This window comes from Nostoc cf. commune SO-36 (assembly GCF_023734775.1).
GTDB classification, from domain to species: Bacteria; Cyanobacteriota; Cyanobacteriia; order Cyanobacteriales; family Nostocaceae; genus Nostoc; species Nostoc commune_A.
Window position 1 is genome coordinate 6,302,620 of the sequence record NZ_AP025732.1, and the last position, 23,386, is coordinate 6,326,005.

A 23,386-nucleotide genomic window follows, 5' to 3' on the forward strand; every position below is an offset into this window, starting at 1 on the left:
AATTCCCAATTACGATATATCTATTTTTTCACTCTTCTTTTTATTAAAAGGAACTCGAACCAAGTTATAAGCTCCCTTGGTGGATATACTCTTGTAATCGTCTGGTTGTAATTCCATTTGTAAAAACTTTTTTGTTCAGCCAATAGCAGCAGTGAACGAGGTTGTAGCCCTTTAGCAGCTTGGTTTTCAATATGCTCTATAGCCTCTTTGGGAAATCTTAAATAATTTACGTGGATGTGGCTGTAAAATACCACACTAGGCTTTTTGAAACCAAGCATAATCAATTCTTCGTTGGGTTCTTTTGCTTCTAGAATGACCCCAGATAATTCCCTTAAGGGTAATTGACGTTCTCGATCAATAAAGAACGAAGCAGGCGTTAAAACAAAAATTAGAAACGCCACAAACCCGATTAAATTAATACTAATAATGTAGTTCCAACGGCGAGTGAGTAAGAAACCCGCAACCAAAATGGCACAAACCAGCCACATTAAACCTGCGATTACTGGTAAACCAGATTTTTGAATTAGTTCGTGAAAGTTACTTATAGCTGGATCAGTACCTAATATCTGGGTTATGTTAAACAATGCTGTTGCCAAAACTGATAAAAATACTACATTTAACCAGCCACTTATTCGCAGAAAAGACGAGGAGATGGACGGAGTGGCGGAAACAGGAGTTTTTTGCTGTGTTTCCGTATCTGGAAAAAGGTCGTTACACAACAGGGCTACCAGGATTGCTGCTGCTGGCATTAAAGGCAATACATAGCTAGGAAGTTTGGTGACAGCAATGCTGAAAAAGCCAAAGATGCTAGCAAACCAGAACCAAGCAAATAAGCCAAATTGCTGAAAACGTTCAACAGATCGCCAATGCGATCGCTGCCAAAACTTTAGTCTAATTATGGAGGCTGGTAAATACACTGAGTAAGGTGCAAAACCCAACAGCACTACTAAAAAGTAAAAATACCAAGGTGCTGAATGGCCATTAACTACCTCTGTAAAGCGTTCCAGGTTGTGATAACCAAAAAAGGCATTAATATAATTCCAGCCATTACGCCAAATTACTAAAACATACCAAGGCACTGATAAACCTAAAAGTATCAATACACCCACGAGAAGGCGCATTTCCCGCAACACCTCTCGAAATTTTCCCACATAAAGCAAAAATACGGCAACAATTAGCCCTGGTAAAACAATTCCCACTGGCCCTTTAGTTAAAATTGCGCCAGCAATCAAGACATAAAAAGCTAAATACCACTTATTCGGGAATAGGTTATGGGGCATTGGGGAGCCAGTGCGTTGCGGAGGTTCCCTCCGTTGAAGCAACTGGCGTGATGGCGCATTGGTTATTCTTTCTCCCCCTGCTCCCCCTGCTCCTTGCTCCCTCGCATATCCTAAAAAGAAACATAACAAAGCTGATCCTATGCATCCGGTGAGCAACATATCAGAGACACCCACTCTCGCCCAAATAATGGTTTCGGGATTGAGTGCCATCAGCGCTGCTGCGATAAAAGATATTAAGTAGCGGCGAGTAGGATGTGAGACTTGCTGTAATTCGTCTTCTTTAGCCAAATACCACTGTATGGTGTAAAAAGCTAAACAAACTAAGCCAAAAGCTGCGATCGCTGAAGGAAGACGTACTGCCCATTCATTCACCCCGATCATGTAATATGCGATCGCTTGACACCAGTAAATTAAAGCAGGTTTATCGAAACGAGTGTCACCATTGAAAAATGGGGTAATCCAATCACCTGTGACGAACATCTGCCGGGATGCTTCGGCAAAAAGCGGCTCTGTCTCATCAATCAAGCCAATATTGCCCAAATTCCACCCAAAAGCTATCCAGCCAACTACTATCAACCACAAAATCGATACAGTTAAACTCAAGGCTGGATTCTTTGCTATTTCGTTGAACCACTGATCAACAGTGTGCTTAACACTCAATTTCATTCTCATTTGTCAATAGTCAACATTCACTAATCAATAGTCGTTGGTTATCTATCTTTTGTTCTTGGGAGTTTCAATTCAACAATTTTCCTCTCCTCAGTACTCTACACGACTATTAGTTCTTCAGTACTAGTAAATATGCACTATGGACTCAGCACTAGTTGCCATTCTCTGTTTTGAGAATTCCATTTAGGTAATTGAGTTTCGCCGACAACATAGGGCCCCCAATAACGACGAGAACCATCTTGTGCAAAAGCAACTAAAATATCTCCCTTCTCCAGCTTTAAATTATTCTGAGGTAGGGATAAAATCAGTCCTTTCTCACTACCTTCTTGGGGAGCAAAATCCCAATGTGCTGGTAGATCATAATTAGTCTGTTTAGTACTAGATCCTTTTGATACCGACTCTCGCGCCAATAAAGCCAACCGCACAGGCTGATTTGTTTGATTGCTCATTCGCAAAGTCCCTTGATCCTTGGATTTGCTAGCTGATTTATCACGATTTGCTAAGACAGGATGAGTATTCTCTTGGCTGCTATGTTCTATTTGATTGACTGGGGTAGTTGCTCTCGATAGACTAGCAGAAATATCTTTATCAGGTAAAACAGGTGTAGACGAAGTTATCTCCCACTCTTGAGTTTTTGTTGGCAGTTGTGAAGATGTATCTGGGTTTGTAGACTCAAAGGATACGCTAACTCCCAAGCATCCCACCAGCGCAACAAGCAGTCCCAAGCAACAAGCTGTAACACCGAGGTTACGATACACTAAAGATTTCATATTGATAGTTATTAGAAATAAATATTTTGTTTAGGCTTGACCAAATAGTAGCCTATTATCCCAAAAGTCAATCACAAAAGTTAGCCTAATATAGACTTTCCTAAAATTAGGAACAGGAAATGTATTGTGATCAAAAGCCACCTTTTAACAGGATGCTTAGAAAATTCTTGGTAGCAAATGTTTAAATATTCTCCTAAATCCACGCTAATCCCTTCTCTTGTTGGGAGACGATAGGCGTAGCTTGCTTCACTATAGGGATACAAGTTAGGAAACCCGTGTAACAAAATAGCTCCCTTTAAAAACAGGCACTTTGAGTTATCGAACAGAATTCAGGAGTCAGGAGTCAGAATTCAGCAATGTTTTGTGTATGACTCGCTAACGCTACGCTATCAGTCGCGGGTCTGAATCCCCGACTTATTTATTCTGACTCCTGGATTTTGAGTTCTGAATTCTTCTTCAATTTCCCCCTTTTTTAGGCTTGCTTGTGGGGATCAAACTAAATATTTATATTTTCTAAACATCCTCTAAGAAAATGTACTTCTCTTGAAGATGATAAAATAGGCAAATTTGAATGAACACTGGAATTCCAGTAGATATCTACAATATTAACAAACAAGCTGATACTAAAATCAATATCATTCTTAAGATAGATATATCTCAAGATATCATGACTTTTCCCCAGAAGCCCTTGTAATGCAAAACACTCGTCTCAATAACTTATTCGATGCCATTGCTACACGCTTGGGGCAATGGTTTTTAAATCCTTGGCGGCGGCTATCGTTGCTAATCATGAGTTTTTTGTTCGGTTTTTTTCTGGCAAACGTAACGTCCACTACAGCCGGTCAACGGGCAGAATTAGATATTTTTGTCGCTGGTTTTTTAGTAGTATTAACGGAAGTAACTAGTAGGATATTTTACAGTCAGAACTTTTTCGCCAAGCGATCGCTCTTCGTAGAATCACTAAATCTGCTCAAAGTTGGTTTCATCTACGGCCTGTTTCTCGAAGCCTTTAAACTGGGATCGTGAGAAGAGGCAGGGGGCAGGGAGAGGTAAGTTATGAATTTGTGGCTGGACGAAATTTTGGCAACGGATGGAGTGGGGGAAACTTGGCAGCAGCAAGCAATAGAAGCAGCGCTGGCAGATCGGTTACGGGCTAAAGCTTTTGGGATTACGCCGGAAAATGTCAATGAGGTGATAAAAGAGCGATCGCATTTACTAAAATCTGTCTTCCCAGCTTTTAGCCAATTCTGCCAAACTACTTTTCAACTCGAACCCCACAAGATGTTACAGGTGTTATGGGACTTGTGGCTGCCGTTGGGAATCAAGCTAGCATCGCAGCGCCAACAGTTAAAACGCCCTCTGATTCAAGGAATATTGGGAGGACAAGGCACTGGTAAAACCACAATGTGCAAAATTCTCAGCTTGATTCTCAATCAATTGGGATACCGGACTGGGAGTTTATCTTTGGATGACTTATATAAAACTTACAGCGATCGCTTACTTTTAACACAAGAAGATCCCCGCTTGATTTGGCGCGGCCCACCAGGAACCCACGATGTAGATTTAGGTTTAAATGTACTAGATCAAATCCGCCAGTTGCAAAGCTCAGTGATGTTTCCGCGCTTTGATAAATCTGCTTTTGGAGGCGCTGGCGATCGCACGACTTCAGATATAGTAACAGGTGTAGATATTGTACTATTTGAAGGTTGGTTTGTGGGTGTGCGACCAATCGACCCAGATTTATTTGATACTGCACCACCCCCAATTGTCACAGATGAAGATAAAGCATTTGCCCGTGATATAAATTTTCGCCTCCACAATTATTTACCACTGTGGGAGCGATTAGACAGCTTAATTGTGCTATATCCAACTGATTATCGCTGTTCGTTGGAGTGGCGCAAACAAGCTGAACAGCAGATGATTGCTGCGGGTAAATCGGGGATGAGTAATGCAGAGATAGAGCAATTTGTCAATTATTTTTGGCGATCGCTTCACCCAGAATTATTTATTAAGCCGTTGGTAAAAGATGCAACAGTGGTTGATCTAGTGATTGAGATCCATGCCGATCATAGCTTTGGTGCAGTGTATTGCGATCGCGCCAAACTGTTTCACTGACAGTCATTAGCAACAATAATCCCTATGCCTACTTTTTAAAATTAAACAGTAGTTGTCAAAATTAAAACGTTTGCAACAAATACTTCTCCATGTATAAGAAAGACTTAAGTTTTTCTAAGAAAGATATAAACAGTTGCTGCAATTGCTTCATACTTTGCAACAAATGCTTCTCCATGTATAAGAAAGACTTAAGTTTTTCTAAGAAAGATATAAACAGTTGCTGCAATTGCTTGATCCTTTGCAACAAATGCTTCTTCATGTATAAGAAACGTTTAAATCGTTGCAACAATCATTGTAATTAGCTTATCTAACAGAATTCAGGAGTCAGGAGTCAGAATTCAGTTGGGTATTCTGACCGAAAAAGCGGATAGCGCAGCGTATACCCTTCGGGATGCTTCGCTTAGAGCGAGTACGCGTACCCTTACAGGGAAGCAAGCTACGCTTTTAGCGTCTCGTAGAGAGCGTCTGAATATTGGCTTAAAACCTTGCCCGCAAGTGGCGCGAAAAGAATTAAAATATTCCTCCTAATTAAAACTCCATCCCTTCATGGGTGGAGTATTCTGACTCCTGTATTCTGACTCCTGACTCCTGTTTATTTTTTAAAATCCAGAATCTTTTCAGTAAGATTAACTAAAGCATTTTTGGATGCGATCGCAACTCAAACATAATTTTGAGCCACTTTCCAATAGCGCGAGAACCGTTTCAGGTCAATATAGCCGTCATAGTCAAAAAATGGTTCTACCTCTAGCACTTCCACTGTTATAGAAGGCTGCATTTGATTACAGATATCATCAAACCGGGGACTGGGACTATTGGCTGTGACAACTAAATTGGCATCATGTTCTTGAGCAAAAGCTAAAATTTCTTGTGCCACATCGCCACGACGAATAACAACGGGTAACTCTAGCAAACATTCGTAGATGAAAGCGAGACGTTTAAGACTCAATTGCCATTCTTCTATCAAAGCCTCGTCCCAAACCCAGATAGCTGGGGCATCAGGGTATTTTTGTAATGCCGGATTATTTGGACTGAGGCAGTCTCCATGTACCCAAACAATTGGTTTATTCATTCTTCACTTTTTACCTTTCTTTCCACGCTGCCAACTTTGGCTATTGGCTTGTTTGCTAAATTCCCCTTTGGGAAAAAGTCGCTGTTCTAATTCTTCATAGCTGCCTTCAAAATCACAATGACCGTAAAGCGGACATTTCTGGCAATAAATGCCTTTGGTGTAGCGTTCTAAATTTTCACGGTTGAAAAAATAAGGTTTCTGACTAAACGTACTGGCAACCCACTGCCACGACATATTATTACTAGCAGGATCACCATCTAAAAGGTGTTCGAGAAACCACTTGGCTCCTGCTTGCCAACGAATACGCTGCCAATGGACAATGTAAGCTGCTAGCCACATTCGGGCGTGGTTATGTAGATAGCCAGTTTCTTTTAAATCATGGCTAAAACCGTCGATGCAAACTCTACCTGTGGTTCCCTGTCTGATATCTTGCGGCAATTCGGCTGCATATTCAGCCACAGTGTAACCAGTTTTGTACTCTTCCTGGTCTTTCCAGATTTTATCCCCTAACTTGACATATAACCGTTGCCAGTAATCGCGCCAACCTAACTCGTTAATTAATTTTGTAGCATCATTTTGGTGCTGTACCCGTTCAAGGACATAATCTCGAATTTCTCGCAAACTCAAAACGCCATAACGGATATAAGGCGAAAGACGCGTGACTGCACCTGTGAAGAAATTACGTGTTTTGGCGTAGCTTACTGGATCAACTTTTTGCAGTGCCTTTTCTGCTGCTTGGCGTCCCCCCACAGTTTCGCTGATGTGGTCATCGCGTTCTGCTACACTTGGGAATTGTTCGCGGAGGTAGGCTACCAACTCATCGCGGTTGGTAAATTCGCGTTGCATATCTTTAGACATTTGAACTTTGAAGGGTGAGAATAAATAAAAATACTTGTAGATTAAGTGATTATTATGACGGATAAATATAAGCATACATCGTAGGGGTTGCCACAACCATCGCTCTCAACCGGATGGGAGAACTTTAAAGATGTATGATTTGTCTGTGGATTTATTGCCGAAACTGGCTTCTGATAAAGAGTTGTTCTGCACTGAGCAAGATAAGTGGTAGCCCTGAAGATGCTTTCATGAGGGCTTCAGTCGTCCAATTGTTAGCCAGCAGATTAGAGAGTGATGTGACGAGCGTCAATGCAATTACAAGCCAGGGTGCGATCGCAACAAAATTCTGTTTCCAAGCTGCCTGTTGGTGCAGTCTACCTTGGCTTTGGCGTGCGGCTTGACGCCAAAACCTAAAGGTACTGAGTACAGCAACAAGATATAACAGTCCGGCGTTCAATAAGAGAGTTGCTTTCAGGTTTGGAGTTATCTCAGGATACTGAAGCGCGATCGCCATTAGACAAACTCCCGTTGCTAGATACAGTAGCGTAAACAGGGTAAATTGTCTCATCGTTTTCTCCTTGTGTCTAATTACAAATTGTTGGGCGGAAATTTGTTAGAGCATATATAAACACATCACTCTTGACTGATAACTGATAACTGGTAACTGATAACTGGTTAAAGGGGATAAAACAATAATTTTAGACAGTGATAAATAATAGCGATCGCTCAACTTATGTACAATTCTAAAGCGATGTCTACGACGGCTTCGCTTACGCAATCTCTCACACCCCTACCATGAGCAACATTCCCCAAGTTGGACAACCAGCGCCAGATTTCTCCACCCGTGACCAAAATGACAATTTAGTTACTCTCGATGACCTCAGCAGTCAGTGGGTTGTCCTCTACTTCTACCCCAAAGATGACACGCCCGGTTGTACCACCGAAGCGAAAGATTTCACCGAGTTGTATCAAGAATTCAGCGAACTGGGAGCGAAAATCTTAGGCGTAAGCCCAGATTTGGGTAAATCTCATTGTAAATTTATCAGCAAACATAACTTGTCAATCACCCTTTTAAGTGACCCAGAACATATTTTGATCGAAGCCTACGGCGCTTGGCGATTGAAAAAATTTATGGGCAAAGAATATATGGGTGTTGTTCGCTCAACTTTCTTAATTTCACCTGATAAAATTATTGCTTATGCTTGGCCAAATGTGAAAACCAAAGGTCATGCTCTGGCAGTTTTAACTAAATTACGGGAATTAGCAGCCACATAACGCGGCTGAATGCAGGTATAGTTACAGCAATGTTACGTAAATCATATAGTAATAAAGCAGGATGTGAGCAGCTTATTTGAGCAAGCGATCGCCGATGCATTGAACTCAGTCAATCCTCAAAAAGTTCTGGAAGGCAAAGTTGCCAATGCTATCATCCAGGCAGGGTTTAATTTAGTTAGTTTTAATAAAACAGTGGGACTAAATGGCGAAGTCGGTGAAATCGATGTGGAAACCAGCAACGCTATCATCGAAGTAACAACCCAAACTGCTCGGAAGCTAAAGCAAGTTCAAAAGTTGATATCAAACTCTGACTTGAATCCCTTGAACAAGCCAGTTATTCTCTATGCACCCAATTATAAATTTACTCCGGCTCAAGATATCATCGCTACAGGCAGTTATGTAGTTTCCAGTCAAGATGAATTATTAGAATTATTATCCATACTAGGAGCATAAGTGATGCCAGAACCCATTTCCCTAATTTCTAGTGCTGAGATTAAACCGGGAGAATTTTTGAGTTTTCTGCAATATTCTGGAGTATTACTACATCCAGATAATGTATATGATGGACGTATTTCTAGAGACAATACTCATGTTTGGATTGTTTTAGATAACACTGAATTAAAAAATTTTAATCCTGATGAAATTGAACTTATAACCCAGAAGCTTACAGCTAAACCTCAAACTCACATTCTACTTGATGTCAGCAAAACTTCAGGAAGTGAACAACTAGCCCTAGAGTTTGCGTGTCAGTTTGCCAAAAAATGGTCTTGTGTTGTATATGATACAAGTCAAAGAGTCTACTCACCAGAAGAATTGTTAGGGTTATGCCAAACAGAACTATAGAAATCCGGTTTGATTACTGAAATTATTTGCGTAGGCTGGGAGTGGGGAGTAGGAAAAAAGACTTTTTGAGTGTACGGAGTTTTTTCAAAAATCAAATATGAGTCCTATAGGTTTTGTTTAGATAGTATATAAAGTTGCATAAATTATGGTTCAATTTATCCAAGCACAAAATGTCGGACTTGCTTATTTGGAAGAAAGATTTAGTCTACAACTAGCCGAAGATGAGGCATTTTTCACAGAATGGTTTGAAAATTTACCGGAAATTACAGATTTAGAAAAGCAAGATTTAGACAAAATAAAACTTCATTTTCTCCGCTTAGTTAAGCGTCCTCCTTTGTCAGAAGAAACGGTGAAATTAGTAGTTTTATCTTCTTTACTCAATTTAGCTGGATTTTATGATGAGCCTTTTTATATGAGAGGCGAAGAATCAATAAGAATTTCTGCGGAAGATGAAGGAGAAATAATTAGAGGTAGAATTGATGTTTTAGTTATTCAAGAACAATTCTGGTTGTTAGTAATTGAATCTAAAAGGTCTAGCTTTTCTCTTTTAGAAGCCGTACCTCAAGCACTTGTTTATATGTTGGCTAATCCTAATCAAGACAAACCTACTTTTGGATTAGTAACAAATGGTAGTCATTTCATTTTTGTAAAACTGACTAAACAAAATATACCCAAGTATGACTTGTCTGATGAGTTTACGCTGTTGAAACGAAAAAGTGAACTGTATCAAGTTCTAAGCATATTAAAAAAATTGAGTCAAAGTTTGAGTTAATAATTATGTTTATTCGTCCTATATACCTTGATTGTCACGCTACTACACCCGTAGATGAACGGGTACTGGCAGCAATGATCCCCTATTTCACAGAGAAATTTGGCAACCCAGCAAGTATTAGTCATGTTTATGGTTGGGAAACAGAAGCTGCTATTAAGCAAACGCGAGAAATTTTAGCAGCAGCAATCAATGCCACACCAGCAGAAATTATTTTTACCAGTGGTGCAACAGAAGCAAATAATTTAGCTATTAAAGGTGTTGCCGAAGCTTATTTTAAAAAAGGTCAACATATTATTACTGTTGCTACTGAACATGGTGCAGTAATTGACCCTTGTAATTATTTAAAAACTCTCGGTTTTGAAATTACTATTCTCCCTGTCCAAAAAGATGGATTGATTGATTTAACTGAGTTAAAAAAAGCTTTCCGTCCTGAGACAATCTTAGTATCGGTGATGGCTGCAAATAACGAAATTGGCGTGTTACAGCCATTGGCAGAAATTGGGGAAATGTGCCATGAACACAACATTATTTTCCACACCGATGCTGCCCAAGCTATTGGTAAAGTTCCCTTAGATGTGCAAGCGATGAAATTGACTTGATGTCGCTAACAGCACATAAAGTATATGGCCCCAAAGGCATTGGAGCGTTATACGTCCGCAGACGCGATCGCAGAGTACAACTGGCTCCCCAGCAGCACGGCGGCGGACATGAACGGGGGATGCGTTCTGGTACATTATATACACCGCAAATCGTCGGCTTTGGCAAAGCTGTAGAAATCGCTTTAGCTGAACAAACAACAGAAAACCAACGCCTCACCCAATTAAGACAAAGATTGTGGGAACAGCTTTCGCAAGTTGAAGGAATTCATCTCAACGGAAATGCTGAAAAACGATTGGCGGGAAACTTGAGTATCAGTGTTGAGGGAGTGGATGGAGCGGCACTTTTGCTAGGATTGCAGCCAGTGATGGCAATATCTTCTGGTTCTGCTTGCTCGTCGGCACATACTGCACCTTCCTATGTTCTCACAGCATTGGGACACCCACAACAGCTAGCTTATGCCTCAATAAGGTTTGGCATTGGCAGGTTTAATACAGAAGAGGAGATTGATATTGTGGCGAAGCATGCGATCGCTACTATTCAAAGTTTACAAAATAAACGGTAAGCATGAAAACCAGCAATACCTCTTTTTTGAAAAATCGCTTTTCTATAAATGGATATTCTCTGTGCGATCGCCCATATCAAAAACCTTAAATTCAATCCCGTCTAACTTCAGCCTCAAAGCCTCTAATAAGAGGTTTACCCTTTCTTCAATAAAAATGGTTAGGGCATTTTCTGGAAGCGCATCGGGTTTTGACCATTTAAGATTGGCGTGTCAATTTCACTCGTTTGAGTAAAATTCCATACAAAGGTAACTGATATTTAATTAAGTGGCAACTCAGATTTTAGAAAATCTCTGCAACCTTTCTTCCATGCCAACGTTGCCTTGTAAGCCGCCTGTGTGTACCAGCAGTAAGGAGTCGCCTTTACTAAAAAATCCTTGCTTTAGTAAATCCATCACTCCGTAAAACATTTTGGCGGTATATACGTAATCAAGGGGTACGCCATGTTCCTGTGTGAACTGTTGGCTGAATAGTAGTAACTCATCGTTCACTTTTGCATAGCCGCCAAAGTGGTAATCACACACCAATTCCCAAGAAGCGGGAGAATTATATGGTGCGGGTAAACCAGAGCCGAGGTAATTTGTCAATAAAGTTTCGATTTCTTGTGCAAGAAATGCGCCATTTTTCAGTACGGGAAATGCGATCGCTCTTTGTCCTTCATGCAACGAAAGCGCAATCCCCGCCAGTGTGGTGGCTGTACCGCAAGCTACGCATATATGATGATCAAATGCAATTGCATTACTAACTATCTCTGTGCAACCGCGCACACCGTTTAAATTACTTCCACCTTCGGGAATGATAAAAACCTCGCCAAAGCGTTGTTGCAGATATTCTTGTAGGGCTGGTGTGTTGCGCTGTCGATACATCTCGCGGTTCAGATACACAAGCTGCATACCCTGCTGTACAGCAAAACTCAGCGTGGGATTCAATGGTAGCCTCTCCTCACCACGAATTACACCAATGGTACGGAATCCAAAAAGATTACCAGCTGCCGCAGTTGCATAGATGTGATTAGAATAAGCGCCGCCAAAAGTAAGCAGCGTCGTGAATTTCTCCTTGGCCTCCAAAAGGTTGTATTTCAGCTTGAACCACTTATTGCCGTTAACCCACGGGTGCATCAGATCGAGGCGCAGCACATACAAATCAACATCAGCGTTCCGGGCAATTTCGCTATTGATTTGCTGTAGAGGAGGAGGAAGAAATATTAACGACATCCGTAAAAATCATAACTTATAGTTGACATTCTCTCACGTTCATTATTGAAGATAAAACTAATGATAAACATTGAATTACGTCAATGGTAGCTCAATCAAAATAAAGAATAACTCTTTCTAATGATTAGCTTTAGAAATTGGCATTTTACTAATTGAGTATTTCAGGTAAATATAAGAAACATAACACTTGCTCCAGATAATATTTTGTTGGAGAAAAATATGATTGCAGTCACACAGGTTACTCAAGTTATCCCCAATCCAGGACGTTTGACGATTCAAACTGTTGAAATTGCTCCTCAAACCACAGCTATCCGTTGTCTCGACTGGGATAGAGAACGTTTTGATATTGAGTTTGGTTTACGTAATGGCACAACCTATAATTCTTTCTTAATTCAAGGAGAAAAAGTTGCTTTAGTTGACACATCTCACCGCAAGTTTGAGGATCTATATCTTGAGGTAGTGGCGGGATTAATTGATCCAGCTAAGATAGATTACTTAATTATTAGCCACACGGAACCAGACCATAGTGGCTTAGTAAAAGATATTTTACAGTTAGCTCCTTCCATTACTGTTGTTGGTGCTAAATAGCTATTCAATTTCTGGAAAATATGGTTCACCAGCCTTTTAAATCAATGCAGGTGAAAAGTGGAGAGCGATTAGATTTAGGTAACGGACACGAATTAGAATTTATCTCTGCACCTAATTTACACTGGCCTGACACAATCTTGACTTATGACCATAAGACTTCCACTCTCTACACTTGTGATGTGTTTGGAATGCATTACTGTGATGACCATACCTATGATGAAAATATTACTTTAATAGAGGAAGATTTTAAATATTACTATGATTGCCTCATGGGGCCTAATGCCCGGTCTGTTTTGACAGCTTTAAAACGGATTGAAAAGTTAGAAATAGCAACAGTTGCCACGGGACATGGCCCTTTATTACAAAACTATGTTTCTGAATGGCTTGGAAGGTATCAAAACTGGAGTTTAGAACAAGCAAAAACAGAGACATTAGTGGCTATATTTTATGTTGAAGATTACGGTTATAGTGAGCATTTAGTCCATACCATAGCTCATGGATGCGCGAAAACAGGTGTGGCAGTAGAATTAGTAGACCTCAATAGTACCGAGCCTCAAGAAGTTCGAGAATTAGTTGCACAAGCTTCTGGTTTAATCATTGGAATGCCAGCCCAATCTTCGGTGATGGCTCAAGCTGCTTTAAGTACGATTTTAGCTGCCGTTCACAAGAAACAAGCAATTGGTTTATTAGAGTCGGGAGGGGGAGAAGATGAACCAATTTATCCCTTACGCAATAAGTTTCAAGAACTGGGATTAATTGAAGCCTTTCCACCTATCTTAGTTAAAGAAATTCCTACCCAAGCAACAGAACAACTTTGTGATGAAGCAGGGACAGATATAGGTCAATGGTTAACCCGCGATCGCACCATAAAACAGATTAAATCTATCAATAGCGAACTAGAAAAAGCTTTAGGGCGGATTAGTACAGGATTGTATATTATCACCGCCAAAAAAGGAGAAATTCAGAGTGCAATGTTTGCTTCGTGGGTGACACAAGCGAGTCTTGAGCCTTTAGGAGTAGCGATCGCAGTGTCCAAAGATCGGGCAATTGAATCCTTGATGCACGTTGGCGATCGCTTTGTTTTAAATGTTTTAGAAGAAGGCAAATATCAAGGATTAATGAAACATTTCTTAAAGCGTTTTGCTCCTGGTGCAGACCGATTTGCTGGAGTAAAAACATATCCAGCAAAAAATGAATCGCCCGTTTTAGCTGAAGCTTTAGCTTACATGGAATGTGAAATTACTAGCCGCATGGATTGTGGCGATCATTGGGTAATTTATAGCACAGTCCAAACTGGAAGAGTTGCCAACCTACACGCACTTACTGCTGCCCATCACCGCAAAATTGGTAATCATTACTAATTTGTCATTTGTCATTGATCATTGGTCATTTTTCTTGTCTCCTCACAGACGCGATTCATCGCGTCTCTACAAAGTCACAAAAAACTATGTATAAAAATGCTGAGAATACCCCGATTAGCATGTACGAAATCAATCGAGGGCGCGTTGTGCGAACCTTGGAATTTATCCAAGATTTAATTGTGATTTGTTTGTGTATCGGTTTATTTAGTTTCATGGTGCTTCAGGTCAGAGATATGTTTCTCTCCTTGCTTCCGCCTCTAGATTTTCATGCTGTTACTGCTGATATTCTCTTTTTACTTATCTTAGTTGAGTTATTCCGACTGCTGATTATTTACCTGCAAGAACATCGAGTATCTATTGGGGTAGCTGTAGAAGTTTCTATCGTTTCCGCCTTGCGAGAAGTCATTGTAAAAGGTGTTTTAGAAACAAGTTGGAGTCAAGTTTTAGCAACTTGCGCCTTTTTATTAGTGTTAGGAATACTACTTTTCCTCCGAGTTTGGCTACCCCCAACTTTTGAAGGTATCGACCCAGAACAAGAAGTATCTAAACGTTATAGAAGCCGAGCCAAGTCTGAATTAATCCAAAACAATGGTCATTAAGACGCAATTAATCGCGTCTGTACTAGGAAGGAGAATCTTTTTGCCCCATCCCCAATTCCCAATGATTAACAGAGGTTATTATGTCTGCAAATACTTTAACTACCAGCCATCCAAGAGATGTACAAGTTGCTGAAATTGGTAAAAATACTCTGATTTTGCGATCGCGGACTTGGGAACGACTAAAATTTGAGGTAGAGTATTCCCGCCAACGGGGAACTACGGCAAATTCTTATCTGATTCAAGCTGATAAAAAGGCTTTAATTGACCCTCCCGGTGAATCATTTACCGAAATTTACCTTCAGCAACTTGCAGAACATCTAGACTTTACCACCTTAGATTATATTGTTCTCGGTCATATCAACCCCAACCGCAGAGCCACTTTAGAAGTATTGCTCTCTCAAGTTCCTCAAGTTACTCTAATTTGTTCTCGTCCCGCCGCCAACGCTCTAAAAACTGCCTTCCCCGAATGGGAATCACGTATCCAAGCGGTGCGATCGCAAGATACTCTAGATTTAGGACAAGGACATCTTCTATCATTTGTCACCGTACCAACTCCCCGTTGGGCCGATGGGCTTTGTACTTACGATCCTGCCACGAAAATTCTCTACACAGATAAACTTTTTGGCGCTCATATTTGCGAAGATACCTTATTTGATGAAGATTGGAAGGGATTAGACGCGGAACGCCGTTACTATTTTGAATGTCTCCATGCGCCCCAAGCCAAACAAGTTGAAGCAGCATTAGATAAAATATCGGTTTTGTCAGCCAGATGTTACGCCCCAGCACATGGCCCAATTGTTCGTTACAGCCTGAGTCGTTTTAGTTATGATTACCGGCAATGGTGTCAAGGGCAAAAATCTCAAGAATTGAATGTCGCTTTGTTTTATGCTTCTGCTTATGGAAATACAGCAATTTTGGCAAATGCGATCGCTCAAGGTTTGATTCAAAATGGAATTAATGTAGAGTCAGTTAACTGTGAACTAACAGACTCGGCAGAAATTACCCGCATTGTCGAAACCTGCGATGGCTTTATTATCGGTTCACCCACTTTAGGCGGCCATGCACCAACTCAAATTCAAACAGCTTTAGGAATAGTCCTCTCGGCGACGGCTAAAACTAAGTTAGCAGGGGTGTTTGGTTCTTATGGTTGGAGTGGCGAGGCAATTGATTTACTAGAAAGCAAGCTGAAAGATGCTAATTATCAACTAGGATTTGAAACAATTCGGGTGCGTTTCAGCCCAACTCCTGAGATTCTCCAGCAGTGTCAAGAAGCAGGTGCTTCTTTCGCTCAAAATTTAAAGAAAAGCAAAAAATTGCGTTCTTCCCGGCAAGTTGTGACAGAAACCCATGTAGATCGTACTGAACAAGCTGTAGGACGGATTATTGGTTCTTTGTGTGTTGTGACAACTCGTGATGAAGAAACTCACAAAGGCGTTTTAACTTCTTGGGTATCTCAGGCAACTTTTAACCCGCCAGGAATTATGATTGCGATCGCCCAAGAACAGAATGCAGATTTAATGCATCATCCTGGTGATAAATTTGTGTTGAATATCCTCAAAGAAGGAAGAAATGTGCGACGCTATTTTTCTCGTCATAGCACTTTAGGAGATAACCCCTTTGCAAATCTGGCTACAAAAACTGCTCTTAATGGTTGTTTGGTTTTGAATGAGGCATTAGCCTATTTAGAATGTACAGTGCAAAATCAGCTTGAATGTGGCGATAGATGGTTAATTTATGCCGTCATCGATCACGGTGAAGTGTTGGAAAATGATGGTGTCACCGCTTTAGAACATCGTAAATCTGGCAGCTATTATTAATAGTTACTAGTAAAGGGAATTGTAGCGCAATACGGTTAAGGCTAAAACTCTTTATCAAAGTCAAATTTTTTAACGTAGACGCTTCCCTACGAGACGCTACGCGTAGCTTGCTTCCCGAAGGGTACGGCTTGCCGCAGGCTACCGCAGAGGCACAGAGAAGCCAGTGCGTTGGGCGGGTTCCCCGACTTGTTCGCTCTTAGCGTTCCCGCAGGGTAGCAACTGGCGCGGAACAGAGAGAAGAAAAAATGCCTAACCCAAGCGTATTGGATTATAGCGCCAGCTTTATAAGACTTCTTGCAGAAGTGGGGGAAAGGTTAAAGGTAAAGGGGAAATTCTATCCCTTTACCTTTAACCTTTCCCCAACATCTTGCAAAATTTACTTTTGCAAGATGTCTATAGTTGATTGATGTAAACACATAAAACATAGCTTTTTGTCAAGTATCCACAGATTGTTTTTTTATAAAATCTTTTTACTACTATTTTTACCTCAACTGGGAAGTCGATTACTGCTAATGATGGCTTTACCTACCGCTATGACAAAGATCCGAAGGTGTTAAAGTGGGTAAGAGCTTAAAAACTATTCATACTTTTAAAAATTAAGGTAATGCTAACAAAACAGCAAAAACAACTAATTACTTACGAAGCTATTTCAATTTATGAACAAACCTATCAATTACCCGTCCTAAAAAATAGCGGGGTAAAAAAAATTCAGAAACAAATTAGAGAACGTCAAACTTTAATTAAAGAAGGTGTTCGATATCATCATAAATTTGGCGGGATAATTAAGCACAAACAAGAAATTAGCCAAGGAGAAATTTTTGCTGAAATCCAATTATTTATTAAAGACTATAGCCATATTATTGATTTTCTAGAAAATTATCAGGACAGCTATCATAATTTTCTGTTAACCCTGACAACTGACTTAAGAAAATTATTCAAACAAAAATATTTAGAAATAAAAAATTTAGAAGAGGAAAGAAGAAAGTTAGAGTTAAAAAATTATAATAATTCGAAAGTAATTGAGGAGCTAAAATGGGAAAAACAAGAAAATTTTAAAGCAGTTTTATTGTTAAGCAATGCTTACTTTTTAATGTTAGAAAAAATCGGCTTGATTGGCGAAGGGATTAAAAAGCTTGTAGAAGATACCAAAAAGCAAAAAGAGATTATTCAGCAGATAGTTAAAGATTTAAAAGTCAATCAAGAGATTTACGAATATCAAAGAAAAGCCTATAAAATTCGTCAAGAAATAGCAAAAATTGCCCACACTGCAATCAACTTTGAGAATTCTTTACAAGACTACTTTAGTCCCTTTCAATCTTTAATAGATGAAGTGGTGAAAATAGATGAATATTTTTACGCCACTGTCGGAGATATTAAAAATTTAGGAGATAATATTTTAAAGCATCAGTCAAGTTTATTTAACCTTGAAGATAAGGAGGCAATTTCTGAAAATTTTCTCGATTTTATGGTGACAAGTTATGATAAAAAAGCCAGATTAAAAGATGCTTTTATTCAATCTCAATTATTAGATTGGCAAATCCATAATTTTGATTTGAACGAAAATGGTCTATTTTTAGATAAGGGTATTGATTTAATATCTAACTACATATCCAAGCAACTTACTGATCAAACAAAAGTGCTAAATGTAGCAGAAGTAACGTTTGTCTCTACCTCTGCTGTTGAAGAAACAGGATTGATGGGACTGAGTAATAACAATTTTACGTTTACAAAAGAATTTCGCAGCAATAAAGATATTGATTATAGCCAATTGCAGGATCTCCTCGCGCAGCATAAGTGGAAAGAAGCTGATATTGAAACTACTAAGTTAATGCTAAAAGTTATGAGTAAAAATTATTGGAACGAGGTTTATAAGGAAGATATTGATAACTTTTCTTGTCAAGACCTCCACATTATCGATCAACTTTGGGAGCAATATAGTTATGGTTATTTCGGCTTCAGTATTCAGCAAACTATTTGGAGCGAAATGGGTGGTCAAGTAGATTATGAAACAGAAAAAAGACTTGGCGATCGCCTTGGTTGGCGAAAAGAGGGAAACTGGTTAAACTATGAGCAACTAACTTTTAAATTGTCCCCCATGACACCGATGGGACACTTACCAGCTAAATGGTTACAGTATGACCACCAGAACTTTGACTTATCCTCAAAATCTCCTACAGAACACCTTTCAATGGGAGCTTGGCGGGTAAAGTCTTGGTTAGTTTGGCAGATGCACTTATTCTTTTCTCGGACAAAAATTTGTAGTGAAACTTTACTGTAAGTTATTTGTACATTTGTAAATAATAACAAAAATGAAAGTTCAAGTTAATCTTGAGGATAAACATGAGTAATAGCAAGCATTCTGACATAGAAATAGAAATTTTACTTTTAGGAAAATGGCGTTTTGATACGTTCTCAGAAAAAATTACTATTGAATTTAAAGATGATATGACTTATGAGCAAACCAGGATTCAAATGCTTCTTTTCTCCAAACCAAAAGAACTGCTAACAGGTAATAAATTTACTGGGGTATGGTACGTAAGACAAAATAAATTGCATTTAAATGTTAGAAGTATGCCAAAATCATTTTTTAATTTTAGGATACCACTAGCTTTTAAAATTTCTCTTGCAGATATAGTAGCTACTTTAAATTCTATATTTACGCCAGAAAATTATGAAGTCATTGAAATTAATGATTCTAAATTTATTATCAAGGCTCAAGAGGAATCAATTATTGGGACAAAATTAAAACGGTCTATGGGAACGTATGTTTAGCCTGGCATTTTTCAGCGTTTTGTCCAATGGCGATGAAATAATTTTAATATATTGCTAGTTTACCGTACTTTAGTAATCGTTCAGGAACTTTACCCGTCGTCGGCTAATCTTAGTGCCAATCCCCCATACCCAATATCGTGATCTAAGATTATTGGGTATTCTCATAAATTGCGATCGCCACTATACCGATGATCGAAGTTGAACATCTAAGTAAAATATACGGCTCTACCTCAGCAATTACCGATGTCACTTTTAGCGTCGAACCTGGGGAAATTTTAGGTTTGTTGGGCCCCAATGGCGCTGGTAAAACCACAACCATGCGGATTCTGGCTGGTTATTTACCGGCAACCAATGGAAATGCGCGGATTGCTGGTTATGATGTCCATCAAAATTCGTTGGCTGTACGCCAACGAATTGGTTATTTACCGGAAACACCGCCGTTATATCCAGACATGACGGTGGAGGGATTCTTGCATTTTGTCGCCCAAATTAAGGGAGTATCAGCAGGCGATCGCCCCAACAAGGTAACAGCCGCCATCGAACGCTGCAACTTAGAAGATAAGCGGCGAGTAATTATTCGCAAACTCTCTAAAGGATACCGCCAACGTGTAGGAATTGCTCAAGCGATCGTCCACGATCCACCGGCGATAATTTTGGATGAACCCACCGTTGGACTCGATCCCAGGCAAATAATTGAGGTGCGGAATTTAATTAAGAGTCTCGCTGGGACTCACACAATTATTCTTTCCACGCACATTCTGCCAGAAGTGAGCATGACTTGTAGCCGCGTCGCCATTATTAATCGCGGTAAAGTTGTAGCAACGAATACGCCAGAAAACCTGATGACTCAGTTGACAGGTGGTTCAGGATATGAATTAGAAATAGAAGGAGAAGCTGCCTTAGCGAAACAGGTGTTGCAAAAAGTCGCGGGTGTGAGTTTGATAGAATCAATTCCGACAACCGGAGGCCATCAACCCCAGGAAAATCGCGCTTACCTGCGGGTGATATCGCAACCGGGAAAAGAACCAGGAAAAGATATTGCCACAACATTAGTACGGGCAGGATTCGGTTTGCATGAACTGAAGCGAGTTAACGCTACCTTAGAAGACGTATTCTTGCAACTAACCACAGAAGAGAAAAATTTCGATACTGAGGTAGACTTAGCAGCAGACAACGAAGGAGAGACAGCGTAAATGGGTGTAGTGCTGAGTAATATTATTGCCATTTATCGCCGAGAGTTACAGAGTTATTTTGTATCACCTTTGGCTTATGCGATCGCAGGTATATTTTGGTTCATGGCGGGGTTATTCTTGGTAATGATTTTGCTAGGGCCAAATGGCATTTTGGTAACAGTCGCGGCAATAGATGCACAAGGGCAACAACTAGGAGTGCCAGTACCGCCGATAGATGTCCCCTATGAATTTATCCGGGGATTTTTGGATAGTATGGGGTGGCTATTGTTGTTTACCCTGCCAATTCTCTCGATGGGACTCTATGCCGAAGAACGCAAGCGCGGCACTTTAGAACTGTTAGCCACCTCACCAATCACCAATTGGGCAGTAGCTGTAGGTAAATTATTAGGCGTGCTAACATTTTTTGCCACGATGGTTTTACCCATGCTAGTGTTTGAAGCGATCGCTATTAGTGGATCAAATCCACCAATGGCTTTCTCAATTCCCTTGCTGGGTCATTTTGGATTAATCTTGCTAGCAGGGGCAATTTTATCTTTAGGAATGTTTATTTCCTCATTAACAGACAGTACAATTTTGTCTGCTGTTCTTACCTTTGCAGTAATTTTATTGTTGTTATTCATTGATTTAATCGCCAAAATTATCCCTGGCCCCGTGGGCGAAGCATTAGGTTATCTGTCATTCCTGAAACATTACAACACTTTCATTCAAGGCATTTTTGATACTAGCGGGTTAATTTTATTCGCCAGTTACATTTTTTTGGGCATCTTTCTCACAGCTCAATCAATTGATGCACTACGCTTTCAAAGGCAATAGTCATTCATTTGTCATTTGTCATTTGTCCTTGGTCACTTGTTATTAGTCATCTGGGACATTGCCAATTGAGTTTAGATAGGAGTTTAGTTTTGGTGCTAGTTCGTTAATGATTGTTTTGATTGCACTTATCTGTTCGGTAGTTAAAAGATTACGAGTGTAAGCTCGTCTTAACCAATGTTGAGTTTCATTCAAAGAACCTCTTGCTATTTTGACAAAACGTCTATTTTCTTGAAAACTACCTCTTCCTACACCTTCTGCTATATTGGCTCCAATACTATCTGCTGAACGAACAATCTGTTTACAAATAGTATCTTTTGCAAAAAAATTCCATCCCTCAACAATTTCCCAAATGTCATCTGCCAAGTGTTCTGAATAATTGATAAACCTGTAATTCTTGGAAACGCCTTGTCGCCATTTATTGAGTTGTATTGTTTATCTTCTTTTTAGTTAATCAATTTTCGCCCATATATTTTTACTTGTCACTATTTTTAGACAAATGACAAATGACAAATAATATGAAGATAGTTGCAAAAAACAAACTGTGGAAATATCTATTTTGGTTGGGCCCGTTCCTAATTGCTGTCGGCTTAACAGTTGGGTTAGTCTCCGAACAATGGGGATTAATTCCATTAGCATTTCTCATTGCGGGAATTGTCATTAGTGGGTTGGGGATAACATGGCAAAGCTACCAAACTAACTGGTGGAAGCGCCGTTCTACCCAAGCTGGCACTAATGCCTTAGTGGCAACTCTGGCAGTCTTGGCAATTTTAGGATTGATTAACTTTTTGGGAACTCGCTACTACTGGCGGGCAGACTTAACAGAGGCTCAATTGTTTACCCTTGCGCCCCAGTCACGGGAACTGGTGAGGGTTCTACCACAGCCAGTTAAAGTGTGGGTGTTTGATATTAGCCAAAATCCCCAAGACCGAGAATTACTAGAAAATTATCAACGGCAAAGCTCAAAATTTAAATATGAGTACATCGACCCCCAAACTAGGCCAGGATTGGCTGAAAAGTTTGGCGTCAAAGATGACGGGGAAGTTTATTTAGAATCTGGCGATAAACGGCAATTAGTGCAGACAGTAAATCAAAATGAGCGCTTGTCAGAAATCAAATTAACTAGTCGCCTGCAACAATTAACAAATTCAACCACAGCCAAAGTTTACTTACTCCAAGGTCATGGCGAACGCCAGCTTTCACCTGGTAAAGGTGCAATATCACAAGCAGTTCAGGGATTAGGCGATAAAAATTTCACAACATCACCCCTGAATTTAGGAGAAACTTCTAAAGTTCCTGAAGATGCGGCTGTAGTGATAGTGGCTGGCCCCAAGCGAGGGCTGTTTGAGGGTGAAGTCAAAGCTTTACAAGAATATCTTAATCGCGGTGGTAACTTACTGCTGATGATTGATCCCAATACCGATCCCAAAGTTGACAGTTTGCTGCAAGAGTGGGGTGTTCGTCTGGATAATCGTTTAGCAGTCGATGTCTCTGGCGGAAGCGTGGGACTTGGCCCTGCTACGCCCTTAGTCACAGAATACGGACAACATCCGATTACCAAAGATTTCGATAACGGTAATTCTTTTTACCCGATTGCTCGTCCACTGGAAATTACCTCTGTGCCTGGTGTTCAGGCTACTCCACTGCTACAAACCAAACCCTATCCCAGCAGTTGGGCAGAAAGCGACCTCCAAAGCGAAAAATTGGAATTTAATGCAGATAAAGACGTAAAAGGGCCTCTAACCTTGGGCGTTGCCTTAAGCAGAAAACAAACACCCAAATCTGCTTCCACTCCCCAACCTGCACCGACACCTTCACCCCTACCATCACCAACCGCTCAAAGCAAGGCTTCCCCCACTCCCCCTGCCTCCCCTGCTCCCTCTGCCTCCCCTGCTCCCCCTGCCTCCCCCGCTCCTTCATCTCAGACAGCCACCGAATCCCGCTTAGTGGTTTTAGGAAACTCCGATTTCGCCACCGATGGCTTATTTCAACAGCAATTGAATGGAGATGTATTCCTCAACTCAGTTACTTGGCTGAGTCAACAGGATCAACAACCCCTTTCTATTCGCCCCAAAGAACCGAAAAACCGTAGAATAACCCTGACAACTACCCAAAGTAATCTTTTGATATTGTCGTCTTTGTTAGTTTTACCTTTAATTGGGTTTGCGATCGCAGTTATTATTTGGTGGAAACGACGGTAAAATCTCCCTCAGTTCCAATGACAAATAACAAATGACTAAAA

19 protein-coding genes and 4 pseudogenes are annotated in these 23,386 nt (G+C 40.2%); 16 read left to right on the forward strand and 7 right to left on the reverse strand.

The window, feature by feature from the left end; translation table 11 throughout:
• Positions 1-9: 9 nt before the first annotated feature.
• Positions 10-1,952 (reverse strand): annotated as a pseudogene (locus ANSO36C_RS28455) (ArnT family glycosyltransferase).
• Positions 1,953-2,086: 134 nt separating this feature from the next.
• Positions 2,087-2,719 (reverse strand): hypothetical protein, encoded by a 633-nt coding sequence (locus ANSO36C_RS28460; protein ID WP_251957495.1) that lies wholly within the window; start codon positions 2,717-2,719, stop codon positions 2,087-2,089.
• 571 nt (positions 2,720-3,290) lie between these two features.
• Here ANSO36C_RS28460 and ANSO36C_RS34010 point away from each other — a divergent pair.
• The 3 genes from ANSO36C_RS34010 to ANSO36C_RS28470 are packed head-to-tail and all read left to right on the forward strand — an operon-like array spanning position 3,291 to position 4,834.
• Positions 3,291-3,413, forward strand: a complete 123-nt coding sequence (locus ANSO36C_RS34010) for a hypothetical protein (protein WP_267145342.1) — start codon at positions 3,291-3,293, stop codon at positions 3,411-3,413.
• Complete coding sequence (locus tag ANSO36C_RS28465; protein ID WP_251957496.1) at positions 3,413-3,745, forward strand: DUF565 domain-containing protein; 333 nt, start codon at positions 3,413-3,415, stop codon at positions 3,743-3,745. The genes ANSO36C_RS34010 and ANSO36C_RS28465 overlap by 1 nt, the downstream gene beginning before the upstream one ends.
• 30 nt (positions 3,746-3,775) lie before the next feature.
• Positions 3,776-4,834, forward strand: a complete 1,059-nt coding sequence (locus ANSO36C_RS28470; protein WP_251957497.1) for a glycerate kinase — start codon at positions 3,776-3,778, stop codon at positions 4,832-4,834.
• Positions 4,835-5,492: 658 nt separating this feature from the next.
• Here the strand turns inward: ANSO36C_RS28470 and ANSO36C_RS28475 are convergent.
• The 3 genes from ANSO36C_RS28475 to ANSO36C_RS28485 form a co-directional block, all read right to left on the reverse strand.
• Positions 5,493-5,903, reverse strand: coding sequence for a universal stress protein (locus tag ANSO36C_RS28475; protein ID WP_251957498.1), 411 nt, complete (start codon positions 5,901-5,903; stop codon positions 5,493-5,495).
• A 3-nt stretch (positions 5,904-5,906) separates the two neighbouring features.
• Complete coding sequence (locus ANSO36C_RS28480; protein ID WP_251957499.1) at positions 5,907-6,761, reverse strand: FAD-binding domain-containing protein; 855 nt, start codon at positions 6,759-6,761, stop codon at positions 5,907-5,909.
• A gap of 151 nt (positions 6,762-6,912) precedes the next feature.
• Positions 6,913-7,308: a hypothetical protein gene (locus ANSO36C_RS28485; protein ID WP_251957500.1), complete on the reverse strand. Its 396-nt coding sequence runs from the start codon at positions 7,306-7,308 to the stop codon at positions 6,913-6,915.
• A gap of 227 nt (positions 7,309-7,535) precedes the next feature.
• Between ANSO36C_RS28485 and bcp the strand changes: the two genes are divergently transcribed.
• The 5 genes and pseudogenes from bcp (at position 7,536) to ANSO36C_RS28510 (ending at position 10,792) form a co-directional block, all read left to right on the forward strand.
• Positions 7,536-8,015, forward strand: coding sequence for a thioredoxin-dependent thiol peroxidase (bcp, locus tag ANSO36C_RS28490; protein WP_251957501.1), 480 nt, complete (start codon positions 7,536-7,538; stop codon positions 8,013-8,015).
• A 63-nt stretch (positions 8,016-8,078) separates the two neighbouring features.
• Complete coding sequence (locus tag ANSO36C_RS28495) at positions 8,079-8,468, forward strand: hypothetical protein (RefSeq protein ID WP_251957502.1); 390 nt, start codon at positions 8,079-8,081, stop codon at positions 8,466-8,468.
• A gap of 3 nt (positions 8,469-8,471) precedes the next feature.
• Positions 8,472-8,858: a hypothetical protein gene (locus tag ANSO36C_RS28500; RefSeq protein ID WP_251957503.1), complete on the forward strand. Its 387-nt coding sequence runs from the start codon at positions 8,472-8,474 to the stop codon at positions 8,856-8,858.
• 145 nt (positions 8,859-9,003) lie between these two features.
• The gene (locus ANSO36C_RS28505; RefSeq protein WP_251957504.1) at positions 9,004-9,630 is read left to right on the forward strand and encodes a restriction endonuclease subunit R; all 627 of its coding nucleotides are present in this window, start codon (positions 9,004-9,006) and stop codon (positions 9,628-9,630) included.
• Positions 9,631-9,635: 5 nt separating this feature from the next.
• Positions 9,636-10,792 (forward strand): annotated as a pseudogene (locus ANSO36C_RS28510) (cysteine desulfurase family protein).
• A 273-nt stretch (positions 10,793-11,065) separates the two neighbouring features.
• Here ANSO36C_RS28510 and ANSO36C_RS28515 read toward each other — a convergent pair.
• Entirely contained in the window at positions 11,066-12,004 is a 939-nt protein-coding gene (locus tag ANSO36C_RS28515; RefSeq protein ID WP_251957505.1) for a 1-aminocyclopropane-1-carboxylate deaminase/D-cysteine desulfhydrase, read from the reverse strand.
• 219 nt (positions 12,005-12,223) lie between these two features.
• Between ANSO36C_RS28515 and ANSO36C_RS28520 the strand changes: the two are divergent.
• The 7 genes and pseudogenes from ANSO36C_RS28520 to ANSO36C_RS28550 all read left to right on the forward strand — a co-directional run bounded on the left by ANSO36C_RS28520 (position 12,224) and on the right by ANSO36C_RS28550 (position 21,147).
• A pseudogene (locus ANSO36C_RS28520) lies at positions 12,224-13,953 on the forward strand (diflavin flavoprotein).
• Between the two features lie 86 nt (positions 13,954-14,039).
• Positions 14,040-14,552, forward strand: a complete 513-nt coding sequence (locus ANSO36C_RS28525) for a phosphate-starvation-inducible PsiE family protein (RefSeq protein WP_251957506.1) — start codon at positions 14,040-14,042, stop codon at positions 14,550-14,552.
• 80 nt (positions 14,553-14,632) lie between these two features.
• Entirely contained in the window at positions 14,633-16,369 is a 1,737-nt protein-coding gene (locus tag ANSO36C_RS28530) for a diflavin flavoprotein (protein ID WP_251957507.1), read from the forward strand.
• A 604-nt stretch (positions 16,370-16,973) separates the two neighbouring features.
• Positions 16,974-18,647 carry a GUN4 domain-containing protein gene (locus ANSO36C_RS28535; protein WP_251957508.1) on the forward strand — a complete coding sequence of 558 codons (1,674 nt, stop codon included), beginning with the start codon at positions 16,974-16,976 and terminating at the stop codon, positions 18,645-18,647.
• 62 nt (positions 18,648-18,709) lie between these two features.
• Positions 18,710-19,141 carry a hypothetical protein gene (locus ANSO36C_RS28540; RefSeq protein ID WP_251957509.1) on the forward strand — a complete coding sequence of 144 codons (432 nt, stop codon included), beginning with the start codon at positions 18,710-18,712 and terminating at the stop codon, positions 19,139-19,141.
• Between the two features lie 188 nt (positions 19,142-19,329).
• Positions 19,330-20,334, forward strand: coding sequence for an ABC transporter ATP-binding protein (locus ANSO36C_RS28545; RefSeq protein WP_251957510.1), 1,005 nt, complete (start codon positions 19,330-19,332; stop codon positions 20,332-20,334).
• Positions 20,335-21,147 (forward strand): ABC transporter permease, encoded by an 813-nt coding sequence (locus ANSO36C_RS28550; protein WP_251957511.1) that lies wholly within the window; start codon positions 20,335-20,337, stop codon positions 21,145-21,147.
• A gap of 42 nt (positions 21,148-21,189) precedes the next feature.
• Here the strand turns inward: ANSO36C_RS28550 and ANSO36C_RS28555 are convergent.
• Positions 21,190-21,562 (reverse strand): annotated as a pseudogene (locus tag ANSO36C_RS28555) (four helix bundle protein).
• Between the two features lie 100 nt (positions 21,563-21,662).
• On the opposite strand from ANSO36C_RS28555, the gene ANSO36C_RS28560 reads away from it, so the two are divergent.
• Positions 21,663-23,345: a GldG family protein gene (locus ANSO36C_RS28560; protein WP_251960467.1), complete on the forward strand. Its 1,683-nt coding sequence runs from the start codon at positions 21,663-21,665 to the stop codon at positions 23,343-23,345.
• The last annotated feature ends 41 nt before the right edge of the window (positions 23,346-23,386 follow it).